We start from the raw sequence: 25005 nt of genomic DNA on the forward strand, positions 1-25005 counted from the left end.
CAAATACGGAATAATTTTATCTTATTAAGCTAAGTATTATCTTAGTTTTTTATAACAATAGAATATTTTTTTGATAACTTTAAGCATCGTAAAAATGTTTCAAAATATTATAAAATATAAAGATTTTATAATATTTATTTTGAATTTAAAGCAAAATTTATATTTATTGATTAAAATTAATTAAGACTTTAAAAATTTTCATAAAAGTCTTAATTTTTGAAATATTTTATAAGAAAGGTAAAAGATGAGTGAAAATGATTTTTTTAGTAATTCTTTGATTTTAAAACTTACACACACTCTTCGCTCTTGGCGTTTCTAAACTTCTTTTTATCTAAATTTTTTCTTTAATATTATTTTAATTTATTTTTTTAAAAAAAGGTTTATTATGTTTGTTAAAAATGTAAATTTTTATTATAGACAAATCCTTGAAAAATTTGAAAATTCTTATTTTGCAGAGGATTTGACCAAGGTAATTATAGGGATTGATTGTGATTATTTAGATGCTAATGAATTATCCTTTAGTGAGTTTAAGGCAAAATATTATGAAGCTTTAAGCAAGAATAAAATTTGCGACTTTGCTGGATTTTTTGGAGTTTTTAGTGCAAATTTTGTATCTTTGTTTGAAAAAATTCCACTTTCTTCTAAGAAAAATTATGATTTTCCTTTATTTTTATTTGCCAATGCTAAAGCTTATTTGATTTATGAGAAAAATAGTAAGATGTTTTTTAAATTTGGTGCTTCAAAATATTTTGAATATTTAAAAGATGATATTGAGCCAATAAAAACAAAGCAAAAAAATGCTTTTGAAATTTTAAACTCTTTAGAAGATGAAGAAAATGATTTTTTAAAAATGTGCGAAAAAGCCAAAGAATATCTTTTAAGTGGAGATATTTTTCAAGTGGTCTTAAGTAAGCAACTTTGCATCAAGCATCAAGTAAATGCTTTTGACTATTATGAGAGTTTAAGTACTTTAAATCCAAGCGCTTATATGTTTTATTTTCCAAGTAAATATGGTGTTGTTTTGGGTTCTTCTCCAGAGTTTTTATTAAAAATTAAAAAAAGAGAGATTTATTTAGCCCCTATTGCTGGAACTAGAAATTTGGAAAATAACGGCGATCTTTTGGCTTTAGAAAAAGATCTTTTAAGTGATGAAAAAGAACTTAGTGAACATAAGATGCTTGTAGATTTAGCAAGAAATGATGCTTCTAAATTTGGCACTCAAACAAGAGTGGAAAATCTTTTTTCTATTATTAAAAATAAATTTGTAATGCACATAGTGAGTGAAGTGTATGCCAATATGAAAGAAGATGCGGGTATTTTCGATGTGATTGAAGCAGTTTTTCCAGCGGGAACTTTAAGCGGAGCTCCTAAAATAAGAGCTTTAGAGATCGTTAGTGAGCTTGAAGATTGCGATCGTGGAGTTTATGGTGGTGCGGTAGGATTTTTAAATTTCAATGAAGATATAACTTTAGCGATTTTAATCCGTTGCGCTTTTTTTACTCAAGATAAGGCTTATTTGGCAAGTGGGGCAGGTATTGTTTTGCAAAGTGAGAGTCAAAAAGAATATGCAGAAATTTGTGCTAAACGCAAGGCACTTTTGGTAGCTTTTGAAAATTTAAAAAAGGAAAATTAATGATACTTTTAATTGATAATTATGATTCTTTTGTTTTTAATGTTAAAAGCATGTTGGAGCAACTCAGCAATGATGAAATTTTAGTAAGAAGAAATGATGAAATTTCTCTGAGTGAAATTAAAAATTTAAATCCTACTCATATTATTTTAAGTCCTGGTCCAAAGCATCCAAGTCAAAGTGGGATTTGTCTTGAAATTTTTAAAGCAAGGCTTAATATCCCTGTTTTGGGCATTTGTTTAGGACATCAAGCTTTAGCTTTAGCTTTTGATTCTTTAGTGGTTAAAATGCAAGAGCCTATGCATGCAAAAAATTCTTTGATAAAACAATGCAAGGAAAATGAATTATTTTCTAATTTGCCTTCAAATTTTAGTGTAATGCGTTATCATTCTTTGGAGGTTAAACAGCTTGGTGATGAGCTTGAAATTTTAGCCCTTGATGAAAAGGGTGTGATTATGGCTTTGGGGCATAAAAATTTACCTTATTATGGTGTGCAATTTCACCCTGAAAGCTATTTTAGTGAATATGGCTTACAACTTTTTTCTAATTTTTTAAAACAAGATATAAAAAAACCACAAAAACAAGAAAATCCTTTAAGTTTTTATTTGCAAAAAATGAGTGAAAATCATTTTTTACAAAGCGATGATTTTGAGCAAATTTGTAAGATTGTTATGTCTAAAGATTATGAAATTTTGCAAGTGGCGGCTTTGTTGATTTTAATCACTGAAAAGTCCTTAAATGAAAAATCTTTAAGTGCTTTTGTAAGACAAATTTTAAGATATTCTCAAACTTTTAGCGATGAGAGTGAGATGATTGATATTTGTGGAACAGGTGGAGATGGTTTTAAAAGTATCAATGTTTCTACGACTAGTGCTTTTATTTTAGCAGCTTTAGGAGTAAAAGTAGCCAAACACGGAAATCGCGCCATTTCAAGTTCTAGCGGAAGTACAGATGTGTTAGAAGCTTTAAATATAGCTACTCCAAATACTTTAGAATCGGCTTTAAAACAACTAAACAATCAAGGGCTTAGTTTTTTGCATGCTCCATTTTTCCATCCTTTAGTAGGAGAACTTAAAGAGATTAGATCAAGACTTGGAGTAAGAACGGTTTTTAATGTTTTAGGTCCTTTATTGCACCCTAATTTAAAGTTAAAATATCAACTTATGGGAAATTATCACGCACCTGTGCATAGGCTTTTGATAGAGGTTTTAAAAAATTTAGGACGCAAAAAAGCTTTAGTGGTAAGAGGAAATGATGGTATGGATGAGCTTAGTATTTGCGATGAAAGTAAAATTTATGAGCTTTGTGAAGGAGAAATTTTAGAGTATTCTATCTGTCCTGAACAATTTGGTTTTAAAAGAGCTTTTCATAGTGAAATCATAGGATCTAGTGCATATGACAACGCTAAGGATTTAAAAGATATTTTAAGCGGTAAAATGCAAGGGGCAAAATTTGATTTGGTAGTTTTAAATGCTATGTTTGCACTTTATACAGCCAATAAAGCAAGTTCGCCTTTAGTGGCTAAAGATATGATTTTAGAAGCCATTTATTCAGGTAAGGTTATAGAATATTTTAAGGAGTATCAAGCTTATGCTAAAGCTTAAAATTTGTGGTATTAAAGATGAAAAAAATGCCAAAGATTTAGCTTTTTTAAATATTGATTTTTTTGGACTTATTTTTGCTAAAAGTCCAAGAAGAGTGAGTTTAGAACAAGCAAGAAATTTAAGTGCAATTTTTCATGAAAAAGATAAAAAAGTTGTCGGTGTTTTTGTAGATGAAAATTTGGAACAAATTTTAAGATGTATTAAAGAAGCTAAGCTTGATGGGATACAAATTTATCGCACTATTACCAAAGAAGAATTTGAAATTTTAAAGGTGCAAAATGTTTTTGTTTGGCAGGTGATTAGTGTGGAAAATAGTTTAGATTTAAAAAGTGAAATTTTTGCTAATTTAGTACTTTTTGATGCTAAGGGAATTTTAAAGGGCGGTAATGGAATAAGTTTTGATTGGACTTTATTAAGTTCTTATACTAAAGATTTTGCATTAGCTGGAGGCATAGGTTTGGATAATGTTCATAAGGCTGTAAAAACGGGAGCTAAAATTTTAGATCTTAATTCAAAACTTGAAGATGAAAAAGGCTTAAAAGATATCAACAAAATAAAACAAATTTTAAAGGAGTTGAAAAAATGAAAAAAGCGTATTATGGGGATTTTGGTGGGCAGTTTTTGCCTGAAAGTGCAATGTTTGCTTTAAATGAGCTAGAAGGTGCTTTTTTGAAATTTTCTAAAGATAAACTCTTTAAAAAAGAATTAAACGAACTTTTAAAAACTTATGTAGGGCGTCCTACTCCACTTTATTTTGCTAGAAATTTAAGCAAAAAATATCAGCATGAAATTTATTTAAAACGCGAGGATTTAAATCATACCGGAGCACATAAAATCAATAATGCCATCGCTCAAGCCCTTTTAGCAAAAAAAATGGGAAAGAAAAAAATCATAGCAGAAACAGGAGCAGGTCAACACGGGCTTGCAACAGCCACTGCAGCAGCACTTTTAGGACTTGAATGTGAAATTTATATGGGGGCAACCGATGTGCAAAGACAGGCTTTAAATGTTTATAAAATGGAGCTTTTGGGTGCTAAAATTCATGCAGTACAAAGTGGGCTTAAAACTCTAAAAGAAGCTACTACTGCGGCTATTCAAGCTTGGGTTGGAGATATTAAAAATATTTTTTATGTGGTTGGAAGTGCGGTAGGTCCTTATCCTTATCCTAAAATGGTAATGCATTTTCAAAGTATTATAGGAAAAGAATGCAAAATGCAACTTCAAAAACTCAATAAAAAAGTAGATTATATTATCGCAGCTGTTGGGGGTGGAAGCAATGCAGCTGGGATTTTTTATGATTTTATCAAAGATGAAAATGTTAAACTTATAGGTATTGAAGCAGGGGGGCTTGGCATTGATACGCCTTATCATGCAGCGACTTTAAATAAGGGAAAAACAGGCATTATTCACGGTATGAAAACCAAGGTTTTACAAGATGATTTAGGCAATATCTTGCCTGTACATAGTGTTTCTGCAGGGCTTGATTATCCAGGAATTGGTCCTTTGCATGCTTTTTTATTTGAAAGCAAAAGAGCGCAATATCATGCTATAAGTGATGAAGAATGTATGCAGGCTTTAAAATTACTTTGTAAAGAAGAAGGTATTATTGCAGCGATTGAAAGTTCGCATGCTTTGGCATTTTTAGAAAAACTTTGTCCAACTTTAAAAAAGAAAAGCGTGATAGTAGTAAATCTTTCAGGCAGGGGAGATAAAGATATGCAAATGATTAGAGATTATAAAAAAGGGGTGATTTATGGTTGATTTTAGAAAATTTTATAAAGAAAATGCAAATGTGGCTTATACGGTTTTAGGTTATCCAAATCTTCAAACAAGTGAAGCTTTTTTGAAAAGATTAGATCAAAGCCCTATTGATATTTTAGAACTTGGTGTTGCTTATAGTGATCCTATTGCCGATGGTGAGATTATTGCAGATGCGGCAAAAATAGCTCTTGATGAAGGCGCGGATATTCATAATGTTTTTGAGCTTTTAGCTAGGGTAAAAACTAAAAAAGCTTTGGTTTTTATGGTTTATTATAATTTAATTTTTTCTTATGGTTTGGAAAAATTTGTGAAAAAAGCAAAATCTTTAGGGATTTGTGCTTTGATTGTACCTGAATTAAGTTTTGAAGAAAGTGGTGATTTAGTTAAAGAGTGTGAAAAATATGATATAGCTTTAATCACTCTTGTAAGTGTTGCAACCCCTAAAGAAAGGGTTAAAAAGTTAGTAAAACATGCTAAGGGCTTTATTTATTTATTAGCAAGTATAGGTATTACAGGTACAAAAAGTGTCGAAGAAGCAATCTTGCAAGATAAAGTAAAAGAAATCAGATCTTTTACGAATTTGCCTATTTTTGTAGGTTTTGGTATTCAAAATAATCAAGATGTAAAAAGAATGAGAAAAGTTGCTGATGGAGTGATTGTGGGAACTAGCATAGTAAAGTGTTTTAAAAAAGGAAATTTGGATATAATAATGAAAGATATTGAAGAAATTTTCAAAAAATAAAATTTTAAAACATATTTTTATTTTATATTTACTATAATTTTAAATTAAGTTTTTTATAAAGGTGGTAGCTATGTTAAAGATTCTTGAATATTCCATCACTCATTTTTGTGATCATATCTTAAGACTTCACATTGAAGCAGCTCAAGATATAAGCGGTGAACTTTATGGAGCGAGTATTCCTATCATAGGGAAAAGCGAAGGAGAATGTAATTTTTATTTATTTTTTCCAAAAGATTTTTTAAAAAAAATTGCAGAAATTTTAATTAATGATGAAAAATTTAAAGAAGATGACTGGTGTGATTTAATTAAAGAATGTGCTAATCAGATTATAGGTTATGCTAAAAATTTGTTAAATGATGCTAAGGGTGATGACGAGTATAAACTCGGAATTCCGGAATATTTAGGAAAAGTTGATTTTTCTGAAATAGTTCTAGATGAAGCTTTAACTTATAAATTTGAAAATTGTTATTTTAGAATAGGATATTGCAAATAATGAGCGATGATATAGAGTTTAATATTCATCATGGGCTTTTACAATCTTATGAAGATATCTTAGATATTACAGTAGATTTTGTAAGCGAGCTTGGAACTACAAATATGAGTGTAGCGGAGCTTTTAAAACTTGAAGTAGGCTCGGTTATTGATCTTGAAAAGCCTGCTGGAGAAAGCGTTGAGCTTTATATCAATAAAAGAATTTTTGGCAAAGGCGAGGTTATGGTTTATGAAAAAAATCTCGCTATAAGAATTAATGAAATTTTGGATTCTAAGACTGTGCTTCAATACTTTAAAAAAGAAATTTAAATGAGATTGCTAGTATTATTTTTTTTAATTTTACCTTTATATAGTGTTGAGTTGATTAGTTATAATATCTACGATAGAAATGACCGAGTGGATTTAATGCTTTCTTTTGATAATGCTTATAATGGCAAGATTTCTCAAAAAAAAGAAAAAAATTTAACTCTTTTAACTTTTAGTGATTTAACGTATTCTAAAGATGAATTAAAAGAACTTAACTCTCAACTTGTAGATAAAATTAGTATTAGTTCTAAAAATAATAATACCTATATTATGCTACAAAACAAACAAAATATTAATTTAGAACTTAGCTCTATCAATGGTAAATTTGGAGTAAGGATACGAGCTATAGAGCAAGGGAAAGCAAATATCGAATCTGTAGTATCACCTACAACTACTGCGAATAATTCTCAAGAATTAATGCCTAAACCAAAAAGTACAAGTTTAGAAGGGTATGATTATACAAATTATATCTTAGTAATGCTGATTTTAGTTATTTTGTTAATAGTGCTTTGGTGGTTTAAAAAGACTATGGTTTATAAAAATAACAATGTTTCTAGAGATTTTACCATGATTTTCCAAAGATTTTTAGATAAAAATAATCAACTTGTTGTTTTTGATCACGCTAATAAACGTTATACAATGATAATAGGTAATTCCAATGTGCTTTTAGAAAGTGTTGAAATTCCAGAGGAACAAACAATAAAACATACAGAAAAAACAGAGAAAAATTTTGATTCTTTTTTTGAAGAGAATAAAAAAAGAATTCAAAATCTTATAGAGCAGCGTCAAAAAGGTAAAAAATCTTAAATTTTTTGATTGATTGCTAATGCTATGGTAGCTGGTTTTGCAATTTTTTTGAGCTCATCTTTGGGTAAATTAAGAATTTTGTTTTCTTGATATATATAAAGAGTATTGTTTGTAAAAGCAAAATCAATCTTATCTGCATTTGTGCTTAAAGTTTTAGCTAGGCACAAAATAAAATTAAGCCATGAAATGGTATGAATATTGGGTAAAAGTTGTTTATAGGGTTCAAGATTATAAGGGTTAACTTTTTTTCCATTAAGCTTAATAATGCTAGCAATTAAAGCTTTTTCTTTATGTGAAAATCCATAATTTAATCCACCTAGTACAAAATGAGCAGAGTGTTCATTAGCAAAATAGAAATTTAAATATTCTCCAATATGGCATAATTTAGCAGCATTTAGTAAAGTATGCTTATAGTTATCGTTAAGTTTATGAAGATTTTTAAGGGTTGTAAAAATTTGCAGAGCAAAATGTGGAGTTTTATTTTTTTGTTTTGATTGTAAAAATTTATCTTGTAAACATTTTAAACTAGGATTAAAATTTGGTGGAAAAGTGATTTTAGGACGAAGTAAATCTTGCAAATAAACTCCTTCTCTGATTCCAACCCCACTCGTGATAACTTGTTTGGCTTTTATTTTTTCCGCAATCTTTAAAAAAATAAATATACCCTCTTTAATGGTATCAAAACGATCCTTTTTTATGCCAAAATTGATTAAAGAGTCTAAGTTTGAATTAAAAATTTTTAAAATATGCCCTTTTTCTTCATCTAGCATATAGCGAAAATCATGTAAATTTTTCAGTGGATAAGAATTCTTTTGCATGATGGAATTAGATATTGCTCTTAAGCTTCCACCTATTGCAATAAGGTTTTGATTACAAAATTCTTTAGGAATTTGTTCTAAAATTGGTTTTACAAATTCTTCTAAAGAATCCATTTTTCCAGTATCATAGAACAATTCTTTTAGCCTAACAGTGCCAATATCAAGAGATATGCAAGAAATAATTCTATTATTTTTTATTAAACATAATTCACTAGAACCACCACCTATGTCTAAAGTGGTTCCATCCTTAAAAGGACTTAATAAATTTAAAGCCGCAAGACCACCTAAGTAACTTTCGCTTTTTCCATCTATACAGCGTATATTTAAAGACAGATTATCTTTGATTCTTTTAATGAAATTTTTTGAATTTGGGGCATCTCTTAAGGCTGATGTGCCTACTATAAATATTTTTTTGCACTTATGCTTTAAAGCGCATTGTTTAAAAAAAGCTAAGGCATCTTCGGCTCTTTGCATGGCTTCTTCTTGGAGAATTTTGCCATTATTATAAGCATTTTCTCCAAGTCTTACTTTGCGTTTGTATTCGCAAGTTGTATAAAAACCATATCTAGAAGTTTTTTCAAAAATCACCATTCTAATGGAGTTTGAGCCAAGATCAACAACGGCTGTTTTTTTTGCCATTAAAATTCTCTATCTCTATGTTTGAGTTTTAATTCTTCTATAGTTTCTACATTATCAGGATCAGGAATGATACATTCATATGGGCAAGCAACAATACAGGCAGGCTCTGAAAAATCATTAACGCACTCTGAACAAAGATCAGGGTCTATTACATAAATTGGACTATTTTCATAAATAGCTTCATCAGGACATTCTTCTCTGCAAGCATCACAACATACGCAGTCTTTTGTAATTAAAAGAGACATCATAACCTTTCAAAAATTTAAAAAATAATTTTAGTTTATACAATAACCAAACTTAAATAAAATATAAAAATAGAAATAAAGATAAATTTTTTGCACCGAAGGTGCAAAATTGTTAAGATTTTTTAGGGAAGCAGAAACGGTATCCTCTACGACGAACTGTTTCTATGGTAGATATATTTAATGGTTTATCCATTTTTTGACGAATTTGATTGATAGCTACTTCTATAACATTTGGAGTTACTAGCTCAGGTTCTTCCCATATGGCATCTAAAAGTTGTTCTTTGGATACAATTTGATCTGAATGTCTTGCTAAGTGCGTTAAAACTTCAAAAGGTTTTCCTTTAAGTTCTATATCTTGACCTTTATAAGTAATTTTTTCCTCATCTGGATCAATAACTAAGTCTTCAATTTTAATAACATTGGTTCCACCAAGTCTCAGTCTTGCTTCAATTCTTGCGAGTAGAATATCAAAATCTAAAGGTTTTTTAACAAAATCATCAGCTCCAGATTTCAAAGCTTTGATTTCTGTTTCTTTGTCTGTTTTTGAAGACATAATCATAACTGAAGTTCTTGGGGATTTATGTTTAATGGTGTTGACAAGTTCTGCTCCATCTCCATCAGGTAAAGTCCAGTTTGCTAAAACTAAATCATAATGTCTAATGCCGATAAAGTATTCTCCATCTTTAAAATTTTCAGAAGAATCGGTTTGATAACCAAATTCATTAAGATTGTCTATAATTGTTTTATTTAGGCTAATCTCATCTTCTATAACTAAAATTCTCATTTGTTCTATCCTTATATAAGAAAAATTTAAAGAATTATATCATAGCTTAAGTAAATGTTTAGATATCTTTAAAAAAAAATTAATATTTTTTTTTCAATTTAACCCCAACTGTAGCATTTTTTATTACATGGGGTTTGAAAATTTTTATGTTAAGATTGGTTAAATTAGGAAAATCTTTTTTTAAATTTAAGCTTACAAAGTCTAAAGACTCTTCAAGGGTGTAAAATTCTTCTTTTTTATACCATTTTTTAATTTTAGTAATTACCTCTGCATAATTTAAAAATTCATTTGCTTTAGCTTTAAGCTTGATAATAACTTTTTGTTTTTTCCTTCTTTCGAAATCTAATATACCGATGATACACTTAAAGTGAAATTTTATTTTTATATGACTTTGCATTCTTCTTTAAAGATCAATCTTTTAATATTAGGTAGATGTTTATATACTATAATAAAAGCGATAATGAAAACGGGTGCATGTGTATGAATTTCCAAGTCATAATTAAATATAAAAGAACTTACAACAAAAGCAAGTAATGCTGCTAAAGAAGCTAACGAAGATATTTTAAAAATTTTTCCTATAACTACCCATACAATAAATGCTGTAAGCACCTCCAATGGAAGCAAAACTATCATAGCACCTGCTCCTGTTGCTATGCCTTTCCCTCCTTCAAATAACAAGTAAATTGAAAAACAGTGTCCAAAAATAGCCAAAACTGCCACGCTCCAAAGCAAAGCTTGATCATAATGAAGAAATTTCAAGGTTAATAAAGGAATAGCTGCTTTTGCAAAATCTAAAATTATTGTAGCAATGGCAAGTTTTTTTGCTAGTTTGGGATTTTTTTCTTTTACTACTCTTAAAACATTGGTTGCTCCTATACTTTTTGAACCTTCTTTTTTGATATCAGTTTTAGCAAAAAATTTAGCTAGAATCAGTCCAAAAGGGATTGAACTTAAAAGATATATAAAAGCGTAAATTATTAAATTTTCCATAATATCCTTTTCAAATCATCTTAAAATTTTAAGATTTATAACCAAAAATTATATCTTATGAAAATAAATAAACAAAAAAATAATTTTTAAGATAAAAATAGTATTAATTAATTGTAAATATTTTTTAATAATATTTATCTTTATTTAAGCTCTAAATGATTATTATTTTATTTTAATTTATCTTTAATAGGAGTTTATAAATGAAAGTAAAAGCATTGCTAATCGCATCCTTAGTTGCTTTTTCAAGCTTAAATGCTGCAAGTCTTATAGATGAAGCTAAAAATTCAGGTCTTGTTGCCTTGCCAAAAGATCAAAAAGGTGTTGATGAAATTTTAAAACAAAATGGAGTAAAGGCTAGTGAATTTACTCTTGAAAAAGCAGAGCTTGGCAAAAAGCTTTATTTTGAACCACGCCTTTCAAAAAGTGGTATCATTTCTTGTAATACCTGTCACAATGTAGGACTTGGTGGAACAGATGGGGTTAGTACTGCAATAGGTCATAAATGGACAGCAAATCCCCATCATTTAAATTCACCAACAGTTTATAATGCGGTTTTAAATAATACTCAATTTTGGGATGGTCGTGCAGGAACATTAGCCGATCAAGCTAAAGGTCCAATCCAAGCTGATCCTGAAATGGCAACTCCTGCTAAACTCGCAGTAGAAAAAATTTCATCATTGCCTGAATATGTGAGTGAGTTTAAAAAAATCTATGGTAAAAGTGGTGTAAATTTTGACAATATTGCTGATGCAATTGCAAATTTTGAAAGAACCTTGATCACTCCATCTCGTTTTGATAAATTTTTAGAAGGCGATGAAAAAGCTTTAACAAAAGAAGAGCAAAAAGGCTTAAAGCTTTTTATAGACAAGGGTTGTGTAGCTTGTCATAATGGTGTGAATTTAGGTGGCAATATGCAAGCGTTTGAAGTTGCTGGTAAATATAAATTTGCAAATTTAGGCGATTTTAAAGGTGATGCAAATGGCATGGTAAAAACTCCAACTTTAAGAAATGTTGCTGAAACTGCTCCATATTTTCATAATGGCGCTATTTGGAATCTAAAAGATGCTATTAAGGAAATGGGTAGTGTGCAACTTGGCATTAAAATTTCTGATAAAGAAGCAAAAAGTATTGAAACTTTCTTAAAATCCTTAACAGGAACAAAACCAGCAATTGTTTATCCACAACTTCCTATTTCTACTGAAAAAACCCCTAAACCTGAACTATAAGGTTCCAAACAAGCTCTATTTTTAGAGCTTGTTTAAATTTCTTTATCTTAGCTTTGTTATAATTGTCTTTAAATTTTGCTAGAAAGGTTTGCAATGAGACTTTTTGGAACTGATGGAGTTCGTGGAAAAGCGGGTGAATTTTTAGATAGTTTTTTGGCTATGCGTTTAGCAATGGCTGCGGGTATTTATTTTAAAGATAAAAGTATTACTAATAATATCTTAGTAGGAAAAGATACAAGAAGAAGTGGCTATATGATAGAAAATGCTATTGTTTCAGGGCTTACTTCTATAGGATATAATGTTATACAAATTGGTCCTATGCCAACTCCTGCGATTGCATTCTTAACTGAAGATATGCGTTGTGACGCAGGGATTATGATTTCAGCTTCTCACAATCCTTATTATGATAACGGTATTAAATTTTTTGATGCTCATGGAAATAAACTCAGTGAAGATATAGAGAAAAAAATAGAAGAAATTTATTTTGATGATAAGCTTATACAAGCCTCTAAGGTAGATATGGAAAAAATTGGTCAAGCAAAAAGAATTGATGATGTTATAGGAAGATATATTGTTTCTATTAAAAATTCTTTTCCAAAAGATCTTACTTTAAAGTCTTTGCGTGTGGTTTTAGATGTGGCTCATGGGGCAGCTTATAAGGTAGCACCTACTGTTTTTAAGGAATTAGGCGCTGAAGTTATAGTAATGAGTGATAAACCTAATGGACTTAATATCAATGAAAATTGTGGAGCTTTGCATCCTGCAAACTTAGCTGCCGAGGTAAAGCGTTTGCGTGCAGATGTGGGCTTTGCTTTTGATGGTGATGCAGATCGTTTGGTGGTTGTAGATGAAAAAGGCGAAGTGGCTAATGGGGATAGTTTATTGGGCGTATTGGCACTTTATCTTAAAGAACAAGGCAAATTACAATCAAGTGTTGTGGCTACTATAATGAGTAATGGTGCTTTAAAAGAGTTTTTAAATAAACATGGTATAGAACTTGATACTTGTAATGTTGGTGATAAATATGTGCTTGAAAAACTAAAATCCAATGGTGGAAATTTTGGTGGAGAACAAAGTGGGCATATTATTTTTAGCGATTATGCAAAAACTGGAGATGGTTTGATAGCTGCCTTGCAATTTAGTGCTTTAATGCTTTTTAAGAAAAAATCTGCAAGTTCTATTTTGGGTCAAGTTAAACCTTATCCTCAGCTTTTAACCAATCTTAAAATTGCAGAAAAAAAAGATTTAGATAAAATTAAAGGTTTAAAAGAATTAAAAAAAGATTTAGAAAATAAAAATATTAATACCTTATTTCGCTATTCTGGAACAGAAAATTTGATAAGACTTTTACTAGAAGCTAAAGATATTAAGCTCTTAGAAAAAGAAATGAAAAATGTTGTAGAATTTTTTAAGAAAGCTTTAAATGGCTAAAACTTTTAAATTTATTTTTTATTTTTGGGGTGCCTTTGTTTTGGTTTTTGCCCTTGATCAATGGGTAAAATCCTTAACTTTAGCAGGACTTAGATGGCAGAGTGAATACTTAGATTTAACTTATGCTCTAAATACAGGCGTAGCTTTTTCAATGTTGAGTTTTTTAGAACATAATTTAAAATATTTACATCTTGCTTTAATTGGCGTGCTTTTTATTTATCTTTTTTGGCAAAAAACACTTTTAAAAACTCATAGCATAGCTTTTGGAATGATGCTTGGTGCTGGCGTTTCAAATTTATTGGATCGTTTTATACATGGAGGTGTAGTGGATATGTTTTTTTGGCATAAATGGTTTAATTTTGCCATTTTTAATGTTGCAGATGTTATGATAAATATAAGCGTGGCTTTGATTTTAATACAAGAAATATTTAAAAAAAGGAAAAAAGATGACAGAATGGATTAATGATTATTATTTTTGGATTAAATGGGTGCATTATTTGGCATTTGTTTCTTGGATGGCAGGTCTTTTTTATTTACCTCGTCTTTTTGTGTATCATGCTGAACATAAAGATAATAAAGGTTTTGTCGAGGTTGTAAAAATTCAAGAAAGAAAACTTTATTTTTATATACAAACTCCTGCAATGATTGTGACTTTAATCACAGGAAGTTTAATGTTGCATGCTCATAAGGAAGTTTTAATGGTAGGTGCGGGTTTTATGCATGTTAAACTTACCTGTGTTACACTTTTGATTATTTTTCATATACATAATTATTATTGTTTAAAAGCTTTAGCAAATGATACTTCTATTAAAAGTGGAAAATATTTTAGAATTTATAATGAATTTCCAACTATAATGTTTATTATCATCGCTTTAATGATGGTTGTTCGTCCCTTTTAGTTTGTCTCCGCTTTAAATTCCATACTAGCGGAGTTAAGCGGATCAATATTTTCTTTCATGATATCGATATAATCTTTATTTTTAAGACGCTTATCATCTCTAAATACTGCGCGCACAAGATCCATTCCTGTGTAAAAATCTTTCATTAAAACCACAAAAAGATATTGACCAAATTCAGTTGCGATTAAAGCATTTTGATCTTTTATGATGGCACCACTTGTTTTAAGTCCTAAAAGTTCTATGAAAAGTTCTTTTTCGAGATTGCAATTTAGAGTTTTATTAAATTTATCAATTTCTATTTTCCCTGAAAAAATTTCAGTTAAAAAGACATATTTGATAATTTCTTTTTTATCAAAACAAGCTTTGGCTATATTAGCATTTTGTTTTTCTTGTATAAATTTAGCATAATCATTTAGATTAAATGCATTGATTAAAAGCTCCCCATCTAAAAAGCTAAAAGCTCCACTGCCTACTCCTAGGTATTCATGATGAGAACTGACATATTCGTCATTAAGCTTGTTTTTTTCTAAAGAAAAACTCCAACCATTGTTTTGGGTATAGTCTTTAAAAAATTCTCGTATGATTTGATAATAAGTAAATTCATTATCTTTAATGCTCACTCCTAGACTTTTAGCGATATTATCTTTGGTAAGATTTGATTTCATTAAAGGATAGGTTGTGATTTGTTGCGGGGCTAAATTTTTAGCAATTTCTAAGTCATTTAAAAGTTGTTTTTCGTTTTGTCCTGGAAGATTGAAAATAAGATCTATACTAAAAATAGGTAAAATTCCTAAAGCTTTTGAAATTTTTTCTTGAAGTTCTTTAGATGAACCAAATTTATTATATCTTGCCACTTTTTTCAAAGTTTCATCATCAAAACTTTGAATCCCGCAACTTAAACGATCAATTATACCTTTAAACATAGAAAGCTTATTTGGATCAATATGATTTGGATCGCTTTCGCATGAAATTTCTTTTATATTAAATAACTTTTTACAAAGTTCCAAGGTTTTTAATAATTCCTCTTCATTAATCAGTGTTGTACCACCACCCACATACATGGAGGTAAAATCAAAACCTTTATCTTTCATGATTTTAATTTCTTCTCTAAGATTTTGAAAATATACTTTGGCTAAATTTTCATCATAATAATATTTATGAAAGCTACAATAAGGACAAAAAGTATGGCAAAAAGGTACATGGGCATAAAGCATATAGTTTTTGTCTTGTTTTGGAATTTTTTCTTCGGGTTGTTTTAAAAGTTCGACATTGAAACCTTTTTGGAGGGATTTTTCCATCATAGTATGAGAGTATTTTAAAGCTAAATTTTGAAATAAATTCATAAGTGGCCTATATATTAAAATATTTAAGATATAACTTTATCAATTTTTAGCTAAAATAGGAGTAAATTTTTTATTTCTTAAATAAAAAATGGGATTAAGTTTTTAAATTATTTAAAAAGGATATAAAATGGATAAAGCCAAAATTGTTCAAAATTTAAATGCTTTGTTTAAACAAAGAGCAGAGTTTTACTCTTATTTTGATGAAAATATTGCCAAAATCAATAATACTGAAGTATTTGATTTTAAGAATGCTAAAAATTTAAATCCAGAAGAGGTATATAAGCAATTTTATCATTTTGATTATGCTATAAGAAAATTATTGCCTGCTATTTACAAGGCTTATGAAATTACAGATGCAGATTTAGACAAAGATTTTTAATTTATTTAGAGAATAGAACGAACTATTCTCTAAAAGACATATCTAAATTTTTTGATTCTTCTTTTATATTTTTACTCGTATCTTCATTTTGTTCAAATCCTCCACCAAATGCTTTGATTACATCTACTATGGAATTGGCATAAGAATATTTAGTGTTATTAAAAGCAACCGCAGCATTAAGCCAATTTTGACGCGCCTCTAAATAATCTTGCAAAGACATTTCTCCTATATCATAGCGTTCTTTAGCAATTTCATAGATTCTTTTGTAAGATTGTTCGCTTGCTTGTGCATTATCGTATTGTAAGCGTATAGTTTTTCTAGCTACTAAAGCATAGCGAATTTCTCCAAAAGCAGTAATCAAAGTATTTTGATAATTTACAAAAGCTTCATCTTTATTAAGCTTGGCTAAATTTACATTTTGGTAAATTTCACCCCAATGAAAAATAGGCAGAGTAAAGTTTCCACCTATGTTCCAAGTCTTAGAACCTCCTTTAACCAAGGTATCTAAATCCCCGCTTTCAAATCCCAATAATCCTGTTAAAGAAAGGCTAGGTAAGAAAGCCGTGCGAGCTACTCCAACAAGATAATTTTGCTGAGTTAATTTTTCTAAAGAAGAGCCAATATCTGGACGTTGAAGTAAGATGGTGCTTGAAATTCCAGTTGGAATGTCAAATTCTTTAAGATTAAAAACTTGATAGCTTTGATTTTTGTAAAGTATGTCATTTAAATTATTTGAAGTTAAAATTTTTAAAGCTTTAAGGTAATTTTCTTTATTTAATTTTGCTTCATTATATTGCAAAGCCATACTTTCTAAGTTGGCTCTTGCTTGAGCAAGTTCATATTCACCTACAGCACCAACTTGAAATTTTTCATCATTAATCCTATAAATTTCTTTTGCAGATTCATAGGCTTCTTTAAGAGCATTTTCATTTTCATAAGCATTTGCAAGATTAAAATAAGTTTGAACTGTATTTGAAATAACAGAAAGTCTTGCAGCTTCATAATCATACTCACTTGCTTTAAAGCCTGATTTTGAGGCGCGATATGTATCGCGATATTTTCCCCAAAGATCGATTTCATAGCTTAAATTAAGTCCCATTTTAAAATCATTACCGTAACTTACTTCCCCAGTTCGATTGCTTGGAGCATTTATAGCTGTTTTTGCACGACTTCCGCTTGCGCTCCCATCAAATTTTGGCAACAAACTGCTAAAATCTATACCTAATTGAGCAGCAGCTTGTTCCATGTGTATGAAGGCAAGTTTTAAATCATTATTATTTTTAAGTGCTAAATCAACCACTTTATTTAAATTTTCATCATCAAAGTTTTTCCACCAATTTTTTGTGATAGAGCTATTGTTTTCTTTTTCCCAAGATAAGGCTCCAAGCTTATTATCAATGCTATAGTTTGCTTCGGGAATATTTAAATTTGGACTTAAAGAGCAAGCTGAAATCAAAAGAGTAAAACTTGCTATAGCGCTAATTGAAATTATTTTATTCATGAACCTTACCTCTTTTTTTATCTAGCCATTCATTAAAATTTTCTAAAAGATAGAAAAATAAAGGCACAAAGAATATCGCTAAAGTTGATGCTGCGATCATTCCACCAATAAGCCCTGTTCCTAAAGAGTGTCTTGAAGCACTTCCTGCTCCTGTTGCGAAAATCATTGGCAATACCCCAAAAGTAAATGCCAAAGAAGTCATTATGATAGGACGAAAACGAAGTTTCGCTGCTGCAACAGCTGCTTCAAAAACTCCTTTGCCTTTTTTAAAGCGCTCTTCCATTGCAAATTCTACGATTAAGATAGCATTTTTAGCTGAAAGTCCAATCAAGAGCAAAAGTCCTGTTTGAAAATATATATCATTGCTAAATCCTCTTAAATATACCAATAAAAATGATCCAAATACCGCAAAAGGCACAGCTGTTACAACTGCTAAAGGTATAAGCCATCTTTCATATTGGGCAGCTAGGATTAAAAAGACAAATACCATGCCTAAAGCAAAAGCATAGCTTGCTGTTCCTTTACTAGAAACTTCTTGATAAGCTGATCCACTCCAAGCTATCGAATAATCATCTCCTAAAGTTTCTTTTGCTACTTGAGCAATCGCTTCTATAGCTTGGCCTGAAGTATAACCTGGTGCGGGTTGACCTTGAACTTGTGCTGCTGGGAAAAGGTTGAATCGTTTTACATCATCAGGCCCTGAACTTCTTTGTAAAGTTAAGAAAGAATCAAGTGGTATCATTTTTCCATCATTTGATCTTACAAAAATATTTTTTAACGCATCTTGTGTATTTCTAAAATCACCTTTTGCACGGATATTTACTTGGAAATTTTTACCTAGCATAGAAAAATCATTAACATAATAAGTGCCTATAGTTGCATTCATCGTGTTAAAAACATCTTGCATGTTAAGATTGTAGTGTTTTAATTTATCTCTATCAATTATAAGCTTGTATTGAGGGAAAGTTGTATCAAGGGTTGTTCTTACTCTTGATAGCTCTTTTCTTTGGTTGGCCACAGCAACAAGTTTATTTACATCTTTTTGTATTTCATCATAGCTTTTTCCGCTTTTGTTTTGAACATACATTTCAAAACCGCCTGTGATACTTAATCCAGGTATAGGAGGTAAGCCTATAAATACACTTGAAGCATTGCGATCAAAAGCAAATTTTTTATTAAGTTCGGCTATAATTTGATCAGCGCTTACATTTCTATCTTTCCAATCTTGCAAACCTATAAACATTGCAGCGGCATTTTCTTTGAGTGAACTTGTAAAAAGATCAAATCCTATCATAGCCATTGCATCTTTAACTCCATTAGTTTTTAAAACTTCTTGGCTTATGTGATCAACCTCTGAAATTGTTCTATGGAGTGCTGAAGCTGAAGGAAGATTAATAATGCTAATCATCAAACCTTGATCTTCTTCAGGAACTAAAGAATTTGGTACTGCTTTATAGAGATAAAAAATTGCTCCAAGCATAATACAAAAAATTAAAACAAAACGAATGGTTCTTTTTAGGATATATGCTACTCCTGCGCTAAATACAGAGGTACTCCAATCAAAAAAATCATTAAATTTCTTTACAAATTTAAATGGCTCTCCTTCATTGCGTCGCAAAAAGAGTGCACATAAAGAAGGTGTTAAGGTAAGAGCAACAAAACCTGATATGGTTACAGATATAGCTAAGGTAAGAGCAAATTGTCTTTGAATTTCTCCAACAAAACCTGATATAAAAGAAACTGGTACAAAAACAGCACAAAGCACAAGAACAATTGAAATAACCGGAGAGCTAACTTCTTGCATCGCTTGGATAGCAGCATCTTTTACGCTTATTTGCTCATTTTCATGTAAAATCCTATCAATATTTTCTACAACTATAATCGCATCATCTACAACGATCCCTATGGCTAAAATTAAAGCAAAAAGCGTAAGCAAGTTAATACTAAAACCTAAAACATAAAGTCCAGCAAAAGTTCCTAACAATGAAACAGGTACAGCTATCATAGGAATAAGTGTTGCACGGAAATTCTTTAAGAACATATACATAACAATGATAACTAAAATTAGAGCTTCAACAAAAGTTTTAACAACTTCTTTGATTGATTCTATTACAAATTTTGTTGTATCGTAAGGAATTTTATATGTTAAACCTTTTGGAAAATTTTTTGAAAGTTCTTGCATTTTAGCTTGAACAAGTTCTGCTGTATGCAATGCGTTTGCCCCTGATTGAAGATTGATCATAATTGGAACTGCATCATTGCCATTTAATCGTCCTTGTGAGCTGTATTGTTGTGATCCTATTTCCACATCAGCTACATCTTTAAGTCTTAAAAATGATCCATCATTATTTGTTCTTAAAATAATGTTTTCAAATTCACTAGGATTTTGTAGTCTTCCTTGCATAGTGATTGAATAAACATAAGGGGATTTTTGGGTTACAGGTTCTTCGCCAATTTTACCAGTTGCGTATTGGGCATTTTGGTCATTAACCGCAGAAATTACATCAGTAGCTGTGATTCCAAATTTATTTAATAAATCAGGCTTGAGCCAAATTCTTAAAGAATAATTACGATTTCCTATAGCGTTTGCATCTCCAACTCCTGGAATCCTTTTTAACTCATCTAAAACATTTAAAGTGATATAGTTATATACATCTACTGCACTCATTGAGCCATCACTTGAATACATAGAAATTGCAGCAAGTGTTGTTGAGGAAGTTTTTCTAACTGTTACTCCAAGTTTTTTAACTGCATCTGGCATTTTTGCAGTTGCGGCTGAAATTCTATTATTAACATCTATGGTGGCTTGATCAGGATCTGTACCGATATCAAAATAAACAGTCAAACTCATAGTTCCCGAAGAACTTGAAGTTGAATCCATGTAAATCATATTATCTGCGCCATTGATTGCATCTTCGATAGGACTTGCAACTGTCGAAGCAATGGTTTGTGCATCAGCTCCTGTGTAAGTTGCACTTACTTTAACTGTAGGAGGGGTTAAAGAAGGATATTGTTCTATAGGTAAATTTGTAAGACCTATAGCTCCAGCTAAAGAAATGATAATTGCAACAACTGAAGCAAAAACAGGTCTTTCGATAAAAAATTTAGAAAACATTATTGTGCTCCAATTTCTTTAACTTCGCTACCAACTTGAATTTTTTTAAAGTTATCTAAAATGATTTTATCGCCATTTTGTAATCCTTTGTCAATAATGGCATATTCATTGTTTTGGTAGCTTATATGTACAGAAGATTTTTCTACTTTTCCATTTTTAACAAGAAGAACATAAACATCATTTTGATTTTGTTTAACAGCTATTTGAGGCACTTTAAAGCCATTTTTTTGTATAAAACCTTCTGAAGTAATTGTTGCAAAAGCACCTGGTAAAAGTGTTGAGTTGTTGTTGTCAAATATAGCTTTGGCTTTTACTGTTCCACTATTAGCATCTATAACAGAATCAATAAAATAAAGTTTGCCTTGAACGGTTTCTCCATTAAGATTTAAATTTGCATGAATGCTGTCTAAATCCCATTTTCCACTTTGAGTATTGCGGACTAAATTTAGTTTATCTGTATCTGAAATAAAGAAATCTGCGTAAATAGGATTTAAATTTGTAACTCTAACTAGTTCAGTTGTTGAAGCACTTACATAATCTCCTATATTAACTAAAGCATCTCCTATAGTACCATCAAAAGGAGCTTTTATTTCGGTATGATCTAGATCAATTCTTGCATTTGCAAGCTGTGCTCTAGCACTTGCTAGACTAGCTTTTGAATTGTTAAATGTAGCAAGAGAAGAGTCGTATTCCTTTTGAGAGATTGCACTTTTACTAAAAAGAGCTTTAGAACGATTAAAATCCTTGCTTGCATTTTCGAAAGTTGCCTTAGCCATCAAAGCTTGTCCGTAAGCCGAATCAACACTAGCTTTAAATTTATCTTGTTCTATAATAAATAATGTTTGTCCTTTTTTTACTTTATCTCCAGCTTTAAAAAGTTTATTTTCTATTACGCCACTAACTTGAGGTTTTATAATGACATCATAATCACTGACAAGTTTAGCAGGATAGGTAAAACTAAGTGGTAAATCTTCAGATTTAGCACTCATGGTTGTTACAGGTTGAGGCGGCATTTGTATTTTTGGTGCTTCTTCTTTGCTGCAAGCAGTGAGTAAAAGCACAACACCTAAAGCTAAAATAGTATTTTTTTGAAATAATTTCATGGTTTTGCCTTGAAAAATTAAATTAAAAATTGTAATTTTTATTACAAAAATTTTTGGCTAATTATATCTTAATTTTGGTTAATAAAATTATTTTTTAAGCTTTGGAGCTATTGATTCCATTTAGAAAAACATTTACAACAAATTCAACATGTTCTTTTTGTTCTTTTTTATTTTTCAAAGGAGCGTTAATTAAAACATTAAGATGATGATAAGGTTCTTTTAACATAGTGCAAAAAAGAACAGCAAGTTTTTCTGCATTTTTTTTCATATAAGAATTATTTTGTTGTTTGAAAAAACCCATAAGTATGTTATAGGAAAAATTTTGTTGATTGTTTTCTATCCAATTGGCAAGATGTCTATCTTTGTCATAAACTTGAGAATAGATAATTTTACCAAAAGCTACAGCTTCTGGTTGATTGAAAATTTCTATAAAAGCTAAACCAAAAGAAGTTAAAATTTCTTTTAAAGTGCCATTTTCAATTTCTTGTGTTTTGGAATAAATAAGATGAAAGTGTTTTTTACATATGTCATCTAAAATTTCAAAGAATAGCCCTTCTTTACTTTTAAAACCATCATAAATATTAGAATAAGATCCTCCAGATAATTTAATAATATCACTCAAACTTGTTTCTTGGTATCCTTTTGTTAAAAAAAGCTCTAAGGCCACTGCTTTGATTTTTTCTTGTCTGGCTAAAACTTTTTGTGATGGTGTTCTATTTGAGTTCATTTTTATCCTTTATAAGAGTGCTTTTAGGGTATACAAATATACTTTTTCTAAAAACCGAAATTTTTTCATTATCCTTTGCGTAAGCTTTTATATGTAAAGGAAAGATTACGTCTTTTTTATCATTATTTGCTAAATTTTTTGTAGCCCTGATAACAACTATTTTTTTGACTTGTTCTCCTGCTTTTAATTTAAAAGGTTTGTTTGGTCTTATGATTTCAATTCCATCATTTATTCCTTCTAAATTTGCTGTAAAATAATATTCATGAGGTTTAGAATCTGTATTTTGAAACAAAAAGGTATAAGCATTTGAAATGACTAATTCACCTTTAACATTTGAAATATTATATAATTCACTACTACGATTGATATTTAAAAGCATGCTTTCTTTTTTGCTTCCCATGATGATTAAAGCCAGTAAAGCAATTAGAAGAACTATAAAATATGCTATCGTTCTAAATCTTAAATAATGAACTTTAGAACGCGTTTCAATAGCTTTTGCACTTGTCCAATTGATCAAACTTGGACGATTAAATTTGCTTTGCACCTTAGAGCAAGCATCGGCGCATTCAAGACAATTGATACATTCAAGTTGCATTCCTTTGCGTATGTCAATATGAGTTGGACAGATGCTAACACAGGCTTCGCAACCTATGCATTCTCCCTCAGGTGGTTTTTTATGAAGTTTGGTATGTCCATCATAGATCAAGCCCCCGCGTTTTTCATCGTAAATCACTTGCATTGTATCATGATCAAACATTACAGATTGTATTCTTGCATAAGGACAGACATAAACACAAAACTTTTCTTGTAAATAGGTAATATCCAAAGTAAAAAGTAAGCTAGCACAAAATAAAATTCCAAGTAAAAGTAGATGCTCGCCAGGATTTTGAATATAATTGAAAAAATCTTCAGGAGGAATAAAGTACCAAAGTAAATTACTAACAGCAACTAAAGATATAAAATAAAAAATTATCACTCCAAGAAATTTTTTAAAATATTGCCTCTCATATTCTTTTTGTTTGTTATTGATATTTTTGCGAATTTTAAGAAATTTAGTTTGTATGATATCTCTATATATAACTCTAAAAATCGTTTGTGGACAACTCCAAGCACACCAAATTCTTCCACCTAAAGTTGTAATAAAAAAAATAAATAAAAAAAGAAATATAAGAACAAAAGGCATGAGATAAAATTCTTGTGTTGAAAAAGAAATAAAAAATAGGTTTAATTTAGAATGATCAAAACTTAAAAGAAAAAAATGATTCTCATTAATTCTTATGAAAGGTAGGGAAAATATGATAATACTTGCAATTAAATATACAAAATATCGTTTTTTTGTATAGTTTGTAATGTGTCCTTGCATTTTTAGACCTTAATTATAATTTTTAGCACTTTATAATTAAGGATTATAACCGATAAAAACTAAAACAATTTTTAAATGCTTTCTAAGTTAGAATTAATAAGAAGTGTTTTATAATTATATTTCACAACAAAAATTTACACAGAAAGGTGGTGAGGACTGTGCCAGGAATCAAGGTGCATCCTAACGAGTCTTTTGATGAAGCGTATCGTAAATTCAAAAAACAAGTAGATAGAAATCTAGTTGTGACTGAAGTAAGAGCAAGAAGATTTTTTGAGCCTATGACTGAAATTCGCAAAAAACAAAAAATTTCAGCACGCAAAAAAATGCTTAAAAGACTTTATATGCTTAGACGCTACGAGTCAAGACTCTAACCCAAAAGCCCGAAAGGGCTTTTTTTATATCTACAAACTTCATTTGGTATTAAATTAAAAAGTATTTATTATTTTTTGTTAAAATTTCTAATTTAAATTTTCTGTTTTTAGGATAAACTTATGAAAAAAATCAAAAAAATCATTCAAATTGGTATGATAGGTGGTTTAGCAGCTGTTGCTGGAGGTGCTTTAGCAGGTTGCGGAAGTAATAATGACAATGCAGATACTTTAAATCAAGCAGCTAATGTTCAAGGAGCTTTTGTAATTATCGAAGAAACAGCTCCAGGGCAGTATAAAATCAAAGATCAATATCCAAGTGATGAAACAAGGGTAGTTTTAAAAGATCTTAATGGCACAGAAAGAATTTTATCCAAAGAAGAAATGGATGCTTTGATTAAAGAAGAAGCAGCTAAAATTGATAATGGAACTTCAAATTTAACTAAAGACAATGGACAAATTAGCAGTGGAGGATTGAGTTTAGGAGAAACTTTACTCGCAAGTGCTGCAGGTGCTATTTTAGGAAGTTGGATAGGTTCAAAACTTTTCAATAATCAAAATTTTGCTAACCAACAACGCGGTGCTTTTTCAAATCAAAGTGCTTATCAAAGGAGTGTTAATAGTTTTAATAAAGCAGGCACAACAAGCTCTGCTTCAAGTGCTAAAAAATCAGGTTTTTTTAGTGGAGGCTCTAAAGCTGCAAGTTCTAGTTCCTCTTTTGGCTCTTAAGGA

Annotated in this window: 27 protein-coding genes; 16 read left to right on the forward strand and 11 right to left on the reverse strand. The window is 30.0% G+C overall.

The features are described 5' to 3' along the window. The first annotated feature begins 94 nt into the window (after positions 1-94). The 9 genes from ELQ06_RS04345 (at position 95) to ELQ06_RS04385 (ending at position 7342) form a co-directional block, all read left to right on the forward strand. Positions 95-184: a hypothetical protein gene (locus tag ELQ06_RS04345; RefSeq protein ID WP_042635777.1), complete on the forward strand. Its 90-nt coding sequence runs from the start codon at positions 95-97 to the stop codon at positions 182-184. Positions 185-385: 201 nt separating this feature from the next. After that, positions 386-1633 (forward strand): anthranilate synthase component I family protein, encoded by a 1248-nt coding sequence (locus tag ELQ06_RS04350; protein WP_052793948.1) that lies wholly within the window; start codon positions 386-388, stop codon positions 1631-1633. Beyond that, on the forward strand, positions 1633-3234 hold the full coding sequence (gene trpD / locus ELQ06_RS04355) for an anthranilate phosphoribosyltransferase (RefSeq protein WP_052797848.1): 1602 nt from the start codon (positions 1633-1635) through the stop codon (positions 3232-3234). The genes ELQ06_RS04350 and trpD overlap by 1 nt, the downstream gene beginning before the upstream one ends. Continuing rightward, on the forward strand, positions 3221-3820 hold the full coding sequence (locus tag ELQ06_RS04360; RefSeq protein ID WP_002873373.1) for an N-(5'-phosphoribosyl)anthranilate isomerase: 600 nt from the start codon (positions 3221-3223) through the stop codon (positions 3818-3820). The genes trpD and ELQ06_RS04360 overlap by 14 nt, the downstream gene beginning before the upstream one ends. Beyond that, a complete protein-coding gene (gene trpB, locus ELQ06_RS04365) occupies positions 3817-4995 on the forward strand; it encodes a tryptophan synthase subunit beta (protein ID WP_002854204.1) in 1179 nt (392 codons plus the stop codon). The genes ELQ06_RS04360 and trpB overlap by 4 nt, the downstream gene beginning before the upstream one ends. After that, a complete protein-coding gene (trpA, locus tag ELQ06_RS04370) occupies positions 4988-5737 on the forward strand; it encodes a tryptophan synthase subunit alpha (RefSeq protein WP_052797847.1) in 750 nt (249 codons plus the stop codon). Before trpB ends, trpA begins: the two co-directional genes overlap by 8 nt. 70 nt (positions 5738-5807) lie before the next feature. Then, complete coding sequence (locus ELQ06_RS04375; protein ID WP_052797846.1) at positions 5808-6230, forward strand: chemotaxis protein CheX; 423 nt, start codon at positions 5808-5810, stop codon at positions 6228-6230. Next, a complete protein-coding gene (fliN, locus tag ELQ06_RS04380; RefSeq protein ID WP_002824739.1) occupies positions 6230-6538 on the forward strand; it encodes a flagellar motor switch protein FliN in 309 nt (102 codons plus the stop codon). The genes ELQ06_RS04375 and fliN overlap by 1 nt, the downstream gene beginning before the upstream one ends. Then, entirely contained in the window at positions 6539-7342 is an 804-nt protein-coding gene (locus ELQ06_RS04385; protein WP_052797845.1) for a hypothetical protein, read from the forward strand. It abuts the gene before it with no gap. Here the strand turns inward: ELQ06_RS04385 and ELQ06_RS04390 are convergent. The 5 genes from ELQ06_RS04390 to plsY form a co-directional block, all read right to left on the reverse strand. Continuing rightward, complete coding sequence (locus ELQ06_RS04390; RefSeq protein ID WP_052793945.1) at positions 7339-8799, reverse strand: Ppx/GppA phosphatase family protein; 1461 nt, start codon at positions 8797-8799, stop codon at positions 7339-7341. The two genes, ELQ06_RS04385 and ELQ06_RS04390, sit on opposite strands and share 4 nt — an antisense overlap. Next, complete coding sequence (locus ELQ06_RS04395; RefSeq protein WP_002854647.1) at positions 8799-9044, reverse strand: YfhL family 4Fe-4S dicluster ferredoxin; 246 nt, start codon at positions 9042-9044, stop codon at positions 8799-8801. Before ELQ06_RS04395 ends, ELQ06_RS04390 begins: the two co-directional genes overlap by 1 nt. A gap of 112 nt (positions 9045-9156) precedes the next feature. Next, the gene (hsrA, locus tag ELQ06_RS04400; protein WP_002872433.1) at positions 9157-9828 is read right to left on the reverse strand and encodes a homeostatic response regulator transcription factor HsrA; all 672 of its coding nucleotides are present in this window, start codon (positions 9826-9828) and stop codon (positions 9157-9159) included. 79 nt (positions 9829-9907) lie between these two features. Beyond that, entirely contained in the window at positions 9908-10225 is a 318-nt protein-coding gene (locus tag ELQ06_RS04405; protein ID WP_052797844.1) for a dihydroneopterin aldolase, read from the reverse strand. Further along, positions 10210-10818, reverse strand: a complete 609-nt coding sequence (gene plsY / locus ELQ06_RS04410) for a glycerol-3-phosphate 1-O-acyltransferase PlsY (protein ID WP_052782137.1) — start codon at positions 10816-10818, stop codon at positions 10210-10212. Before plsY ends, ELQ06_RS04405 begins: the two co-directional genes overlap by 16 nt. Positions 10819-11018: 200 nt before the next feature. On the opposite strand from plsY, the gene ELQ06_RS04415 reads away from it, so the two are divergent. From ELQ06_RS04415 to hemJ, 4 genes are all read left to right on the forward strand, one after another. Continuing rightward, positions 11019-12044: a cytochrome-c peroxidase gene (locus tag ELQ06_RS04415; protein WP_002854298.1), complete on the forward strand. Its 1026-nt coding sequence runs from the start codon at positions 11019-11021 to the stop codon at positions 12042-12044. Between the two features lie 93 nt (positions 12045-12137). Next, positions 12138-13475: a phosphoglucosamine mutase gene (gene glmM, locus ELQ06_RS04420; RefSeq protein ID WP_052797843.1), complete on the forward strand. Its 1338-nt coding sequence runs from the start codon at positions 12138-12140 to the stop codon at positions 13473-13475. After that, positions 13468-13938 (forward strand): signal peptidase II, encoded by a 471-nt coding sequence (gene lspA, locus ELQ06_RS04425; RefSeq protein WP_052782139.1) that lies wholly within the window; start codon positions 13468-13470, stop codon positions 13936-13938. Before glmM ends, lspA begins: the two co-directional genes overlap by 8 nt. Beyond that, a complete protein-coding gene (hemJ, locus tag ELQ06_RS04430) occupies positions 13922-14374 on the forward strand; it encodes a protoporphyrinogen oxidase HemJ (protein WP_052793943.1) in 453 nt (150 codons plus the stop codon). Before lspA ends, hemJ begins: the two co-directional genes overlap by 17 nt. Here hemJ and ELQ06_RS04435 read toward each other — a convergent pair. Continuing rightward, the gene (locus tag ELQ06_RS04435) at positions 14371-15717 is read right to left on the reverse strand and encodes a coproporphyrinogen III oxidase family protein (RefSeq protein WP_052820999.1); all 1347 of its coding nucleotides are present in this window, start codon (positions 15715-15717) and stop codon (positions 14371-14373) included. The two genes, hemJ and ELQ06_RS04435, sit on opposite strands and share 4 nt — an antisense overlap. 127 nt (positions 15718-15844) lie before the next feature. Between ELQ06_RS04435 and cmeU the strand changes: the two genes are divergently transcribed. Then, positions 15845-16096 (forward strand): CmeU family protein, encoded by a 252-nt coding sequence (gene cmeU / locus ELQ06_RS04440; RefSeq protein ID WP_002857293.1) that lies wholly within the window; start codon positions 15845-15847, stop codon positions 16094-16096. Positions 16097-16118: 22 nt separating this feature from the next. Here cmeU and cmeC read toward each other — a convergent pair whose 3' ends face one another. The 5 genes from cmeC to ccoG form a co-directional block, all read right to left on the reverse strand. Further along, positions 16119-17597 carry a multidrug efflux transporter outer membrane subunit CmeC gene (cmeC, locus tag ELQ06_RS04445; RefSeq protein ID WP_052821000.1) on the reverse strand — a complete coding sequence of 493 codons (1479 nt, stop codon included), beginning with the start codon at positions 17595-17597 and terminating at the stop codon, positions 16119-16121. Next, complete coding sequence (gene cmeB, locus ELQ06_RS04450; protein ID WP_052821003.1) at positions 17590-20712, reverse strand: multidrug efflux RND transporter permease subunit CmeB; 3123 nt, start codon at positions 20710-20712, stop codon at positions 17590-17592. The genes cmeC and cmeB overlap by 8 nt, the downstream gene beginning before the upstream one ends. After that, positions 20712-21815, reverse strand: coding sequence for a multidrug efflux RND transporter periplasmic adaptor subunit CmeA (gene cmeA / locus ELQ06_RS04455; protein ID WP_002859458.1), 1104 nt, complete (start codon positions 21813-21815; stop codon positions 20712-20714). Before cmeA ends, cmeB begins: the two co-directional genes overlap by 1 nt. A 94-nt stretch (positions 21816-21909) precedes the next feature. After that, positions 21910-22542: a multidrug efflux system transcriptional regulator CmeR gene (gene cmeR, locus ELQ06_RS04460; RefSeq protein ID WP_002843095.1), complete on the reverse strand. Its 633-nt coding sequence runs from the start codon at positions 22540-22542 to the stop codon at positions 21910-21912. Beyond that, positions 22529-23905: a cytochrome c oxidase accessory protein CcoG gene (gene ccoG / locus ELQ06_RS04465; protein WP_002858753.1), complete on the reverse strand. Its 1377-nt coding sequence runs from the start codon at positions 23903-23905 to the stop codon at positions 22529-22531. The genes cmeR and ccoG overlap by 14 nt, the downstream gene beginning before the upstream one ends. Before the next feature lie 158 nt (positions 23906-24063). Between ccoG and rpsU the strand changes: the two genes are divergently transcribed. Together rpsU and ELQ06_RS04480 are read left to right on the forward strand one after the other, a co-directional pair. Further along, the gene (gene rpsU / locus ELQ06_RS04470) at positions 24064-24276 is read left to right on the forward strand and encodes a 30S ribosomal protein S21 (RefSeq protein WP_002780697.1); all 213 of its coding nucleotides are present in this window, start codon (positions 24064-24066) and stop codon (positions 24274-24276) included. Between the two features lie 120 nt (positions 24277-24396). After that, positions 24397-25002 carry a UPF0323 family lipoprotein gene (locus tag ELQ06_RS04480; RefSeq protein WP_052805817.1) on the forward strand — a complete coding sequence of 202 codons (606 nt, stop codon included), beginning with the start codon at positions 24397-24399 and terminating at the stop codon, positions 25000-25002. Positions 25003-25005: the final 3 nt, after the last annotated feature.

Origin of the sequence: Campylobacter sp. CH246 (genome assembly GCF_004378835.1) — a bacterium.
GTDB classification, from domain to species: Bacteria; Campylobacterota; Campylobacteria; order Campylobacterales; family Campylobacteraceae; genus Campylobacter_D; species Campylobacter_D jejuni.

Coding starts and splice junctions, on each gene's coding strand:
- ELQ06_RS04385 (WP_052797845.1), top strand. CDS start 6,539: ATGAGATTGCTAGTATTATTTTTTTTAATTTTACCTTTATATAGTGTT.
- fliN (WP_002824739.1), top strand. CDS start 6,230: ATGAGCGATGATATAGAGTTTAATATTCATCATGGGCTTTTACAATCT.
- hemJ (WP_052793943.1), top strand. CDS start 13,922: ATGACAGAATGGATTAATGATTATTATTTTTGGATTAAATGGGTGCAT.
- trpB (WP_002854204.1), top strand. CDS start 3,817: ATGAAAAAAGCGTATTATGGGGATTTTGGTGGGCAGTTTTTGCCTGAA.
- cmeR (WP_002843095.1), bottom strand. CDS start 22,542: ATGAACTCAAATAGAACACCATCACAAAAAGTTTTAGCCAGACAAGAA.
- trpA (WP_052797847.1), top strand. CDS start 4,988: ATGGTTGATTTTAGAAAATTTTATAAAGAAAATGCAAATGTGGCTTAT.
- lspA (WP_052782139.1), top strand. CDS start 13,468: ATGGCTAAAACTTTTAAATTTATTTTTTATTTTTGGGGTGCCTTTGTT.
- ELQ06_RS04435 (WP_052820999.1), bottom strand. CDS start 15,717: ATGAATTTATTTCAAAATTTAGCTTTAAAATACTCTCATACTATGATG.
- ELQ06_RS04480 (WP_052805817.1), top strand. CDS start 24,397: ATGAAAAAAATCAAAAAAATCATTCAAATTGGTATGATAGGTGGTTTA.
- ELQ06_RS04395 (WP_002854647.1), bottom strand. CDS start 9,044: ATGTCTCTTTTAATTACAAAAGACTGCGTATGTTGTGATGCTTGCAGA.
- ELQ06_RS04375 (WP_052797846.1), top strand. CDS start 5,808: ATGTTAAAGATTCTTGAATATTCCATCACTCATTTTTGTGATCATATC.
- ELQ06_RS04350 (WP_052793948.1), top strand. CDS start 386: ATGTTTGTTAAAAATGTAAATTTTTATTATAGACAAATCCTTGAAAAA.
- glmM (WP_052797843.1), top strand. CDS start 12,138: ATGAGACTTTTTGGAACTGATGGAGTTCGTGGAAAAGCGGGTGAATTT.
- hsrA (WP_002872433.1), bottom strand. CDS start 9,828: ATGAGAATTTTAGTTATAGAAGATGAGATTAGCCTAAATAAAACAATT.
- ELQ06_RS04405 (WP_052797844.1), bottom strand. CDS start 10,225: ATGCAAAGTCATATAAAAATAAAATTTCACTTTAAGTGTATCATCGGT.
- cmeU (WP_002857293.1), top strand. CDS start 15,845: ATGGATAAAGCCAAAATTGTTCAAAATTTAAATGCTTTGTTTAAACAA.
- trpD (WP_052797848.1), top strand. CDS start 1,633: ATGATACTTTTAATTGATAATTATGATTCTTTTGTTTTTAATGTTAAA.
- cmeA (WP_002859458.1), bottom strand. CDS start 21,815: ATGAAATTATTTCAAAAAAATACTATTTTAGCTTTAGGTGTTGTGCTT.
- ELQ06_RS04415 (WP_002854298.1), top strand. CDS start 11,019: ATGAAAGTAAAAGCATTGCTAATCGCATCCTTAGTTGCTTTTTCAAGC.
- ELQ06_RS04345 (WP_042635777.1), top strand. CDS start 95: ATGTTTCAAAATATTATAAAATATAAAGATTTTATAATATTTATTTTG.
- cmeC (WP_052821000.1), bottom strand. CDS start 17,597: ATGAATAAAATAATTTCAATTAGCGCTATAGCAAGTTTTACTCTTTTG.
- ccoG (WP_002858753.1), bottom strand. CDS start 23,905: ATGCAAGGACACATTACAAACTATACAAAAAAACGATATTTTGTATAT.
- ELQ06_RS04360 (WP_002873373.1), top strand. CDS start 3,221: ATGCTAAAGCTTAAAATTTGTGGTATTAAAGATGAAAAAAATGCCAAA.
- plsY (WP_052782137.1), bottom strand. CDS start 10,818: ATGGAAAATTTAATAATTTACGCTTTTATATATCTTTTAAGTTCAATC.
- cmeB (WP_052821003.1), bottom strand. CDS start 20,712: ATGTTTTCTAAATTTTTTATCGAAAGACCTGTTTTTGCTTCAGTTGTT.
- ELQ06_RS04390 (WP_052793945.1), bottom strand. CDS start 8,799: ATGGCAAAAAAAACAGCCGTTGTTGATCTTGGCTCAAACTCCATTAGA.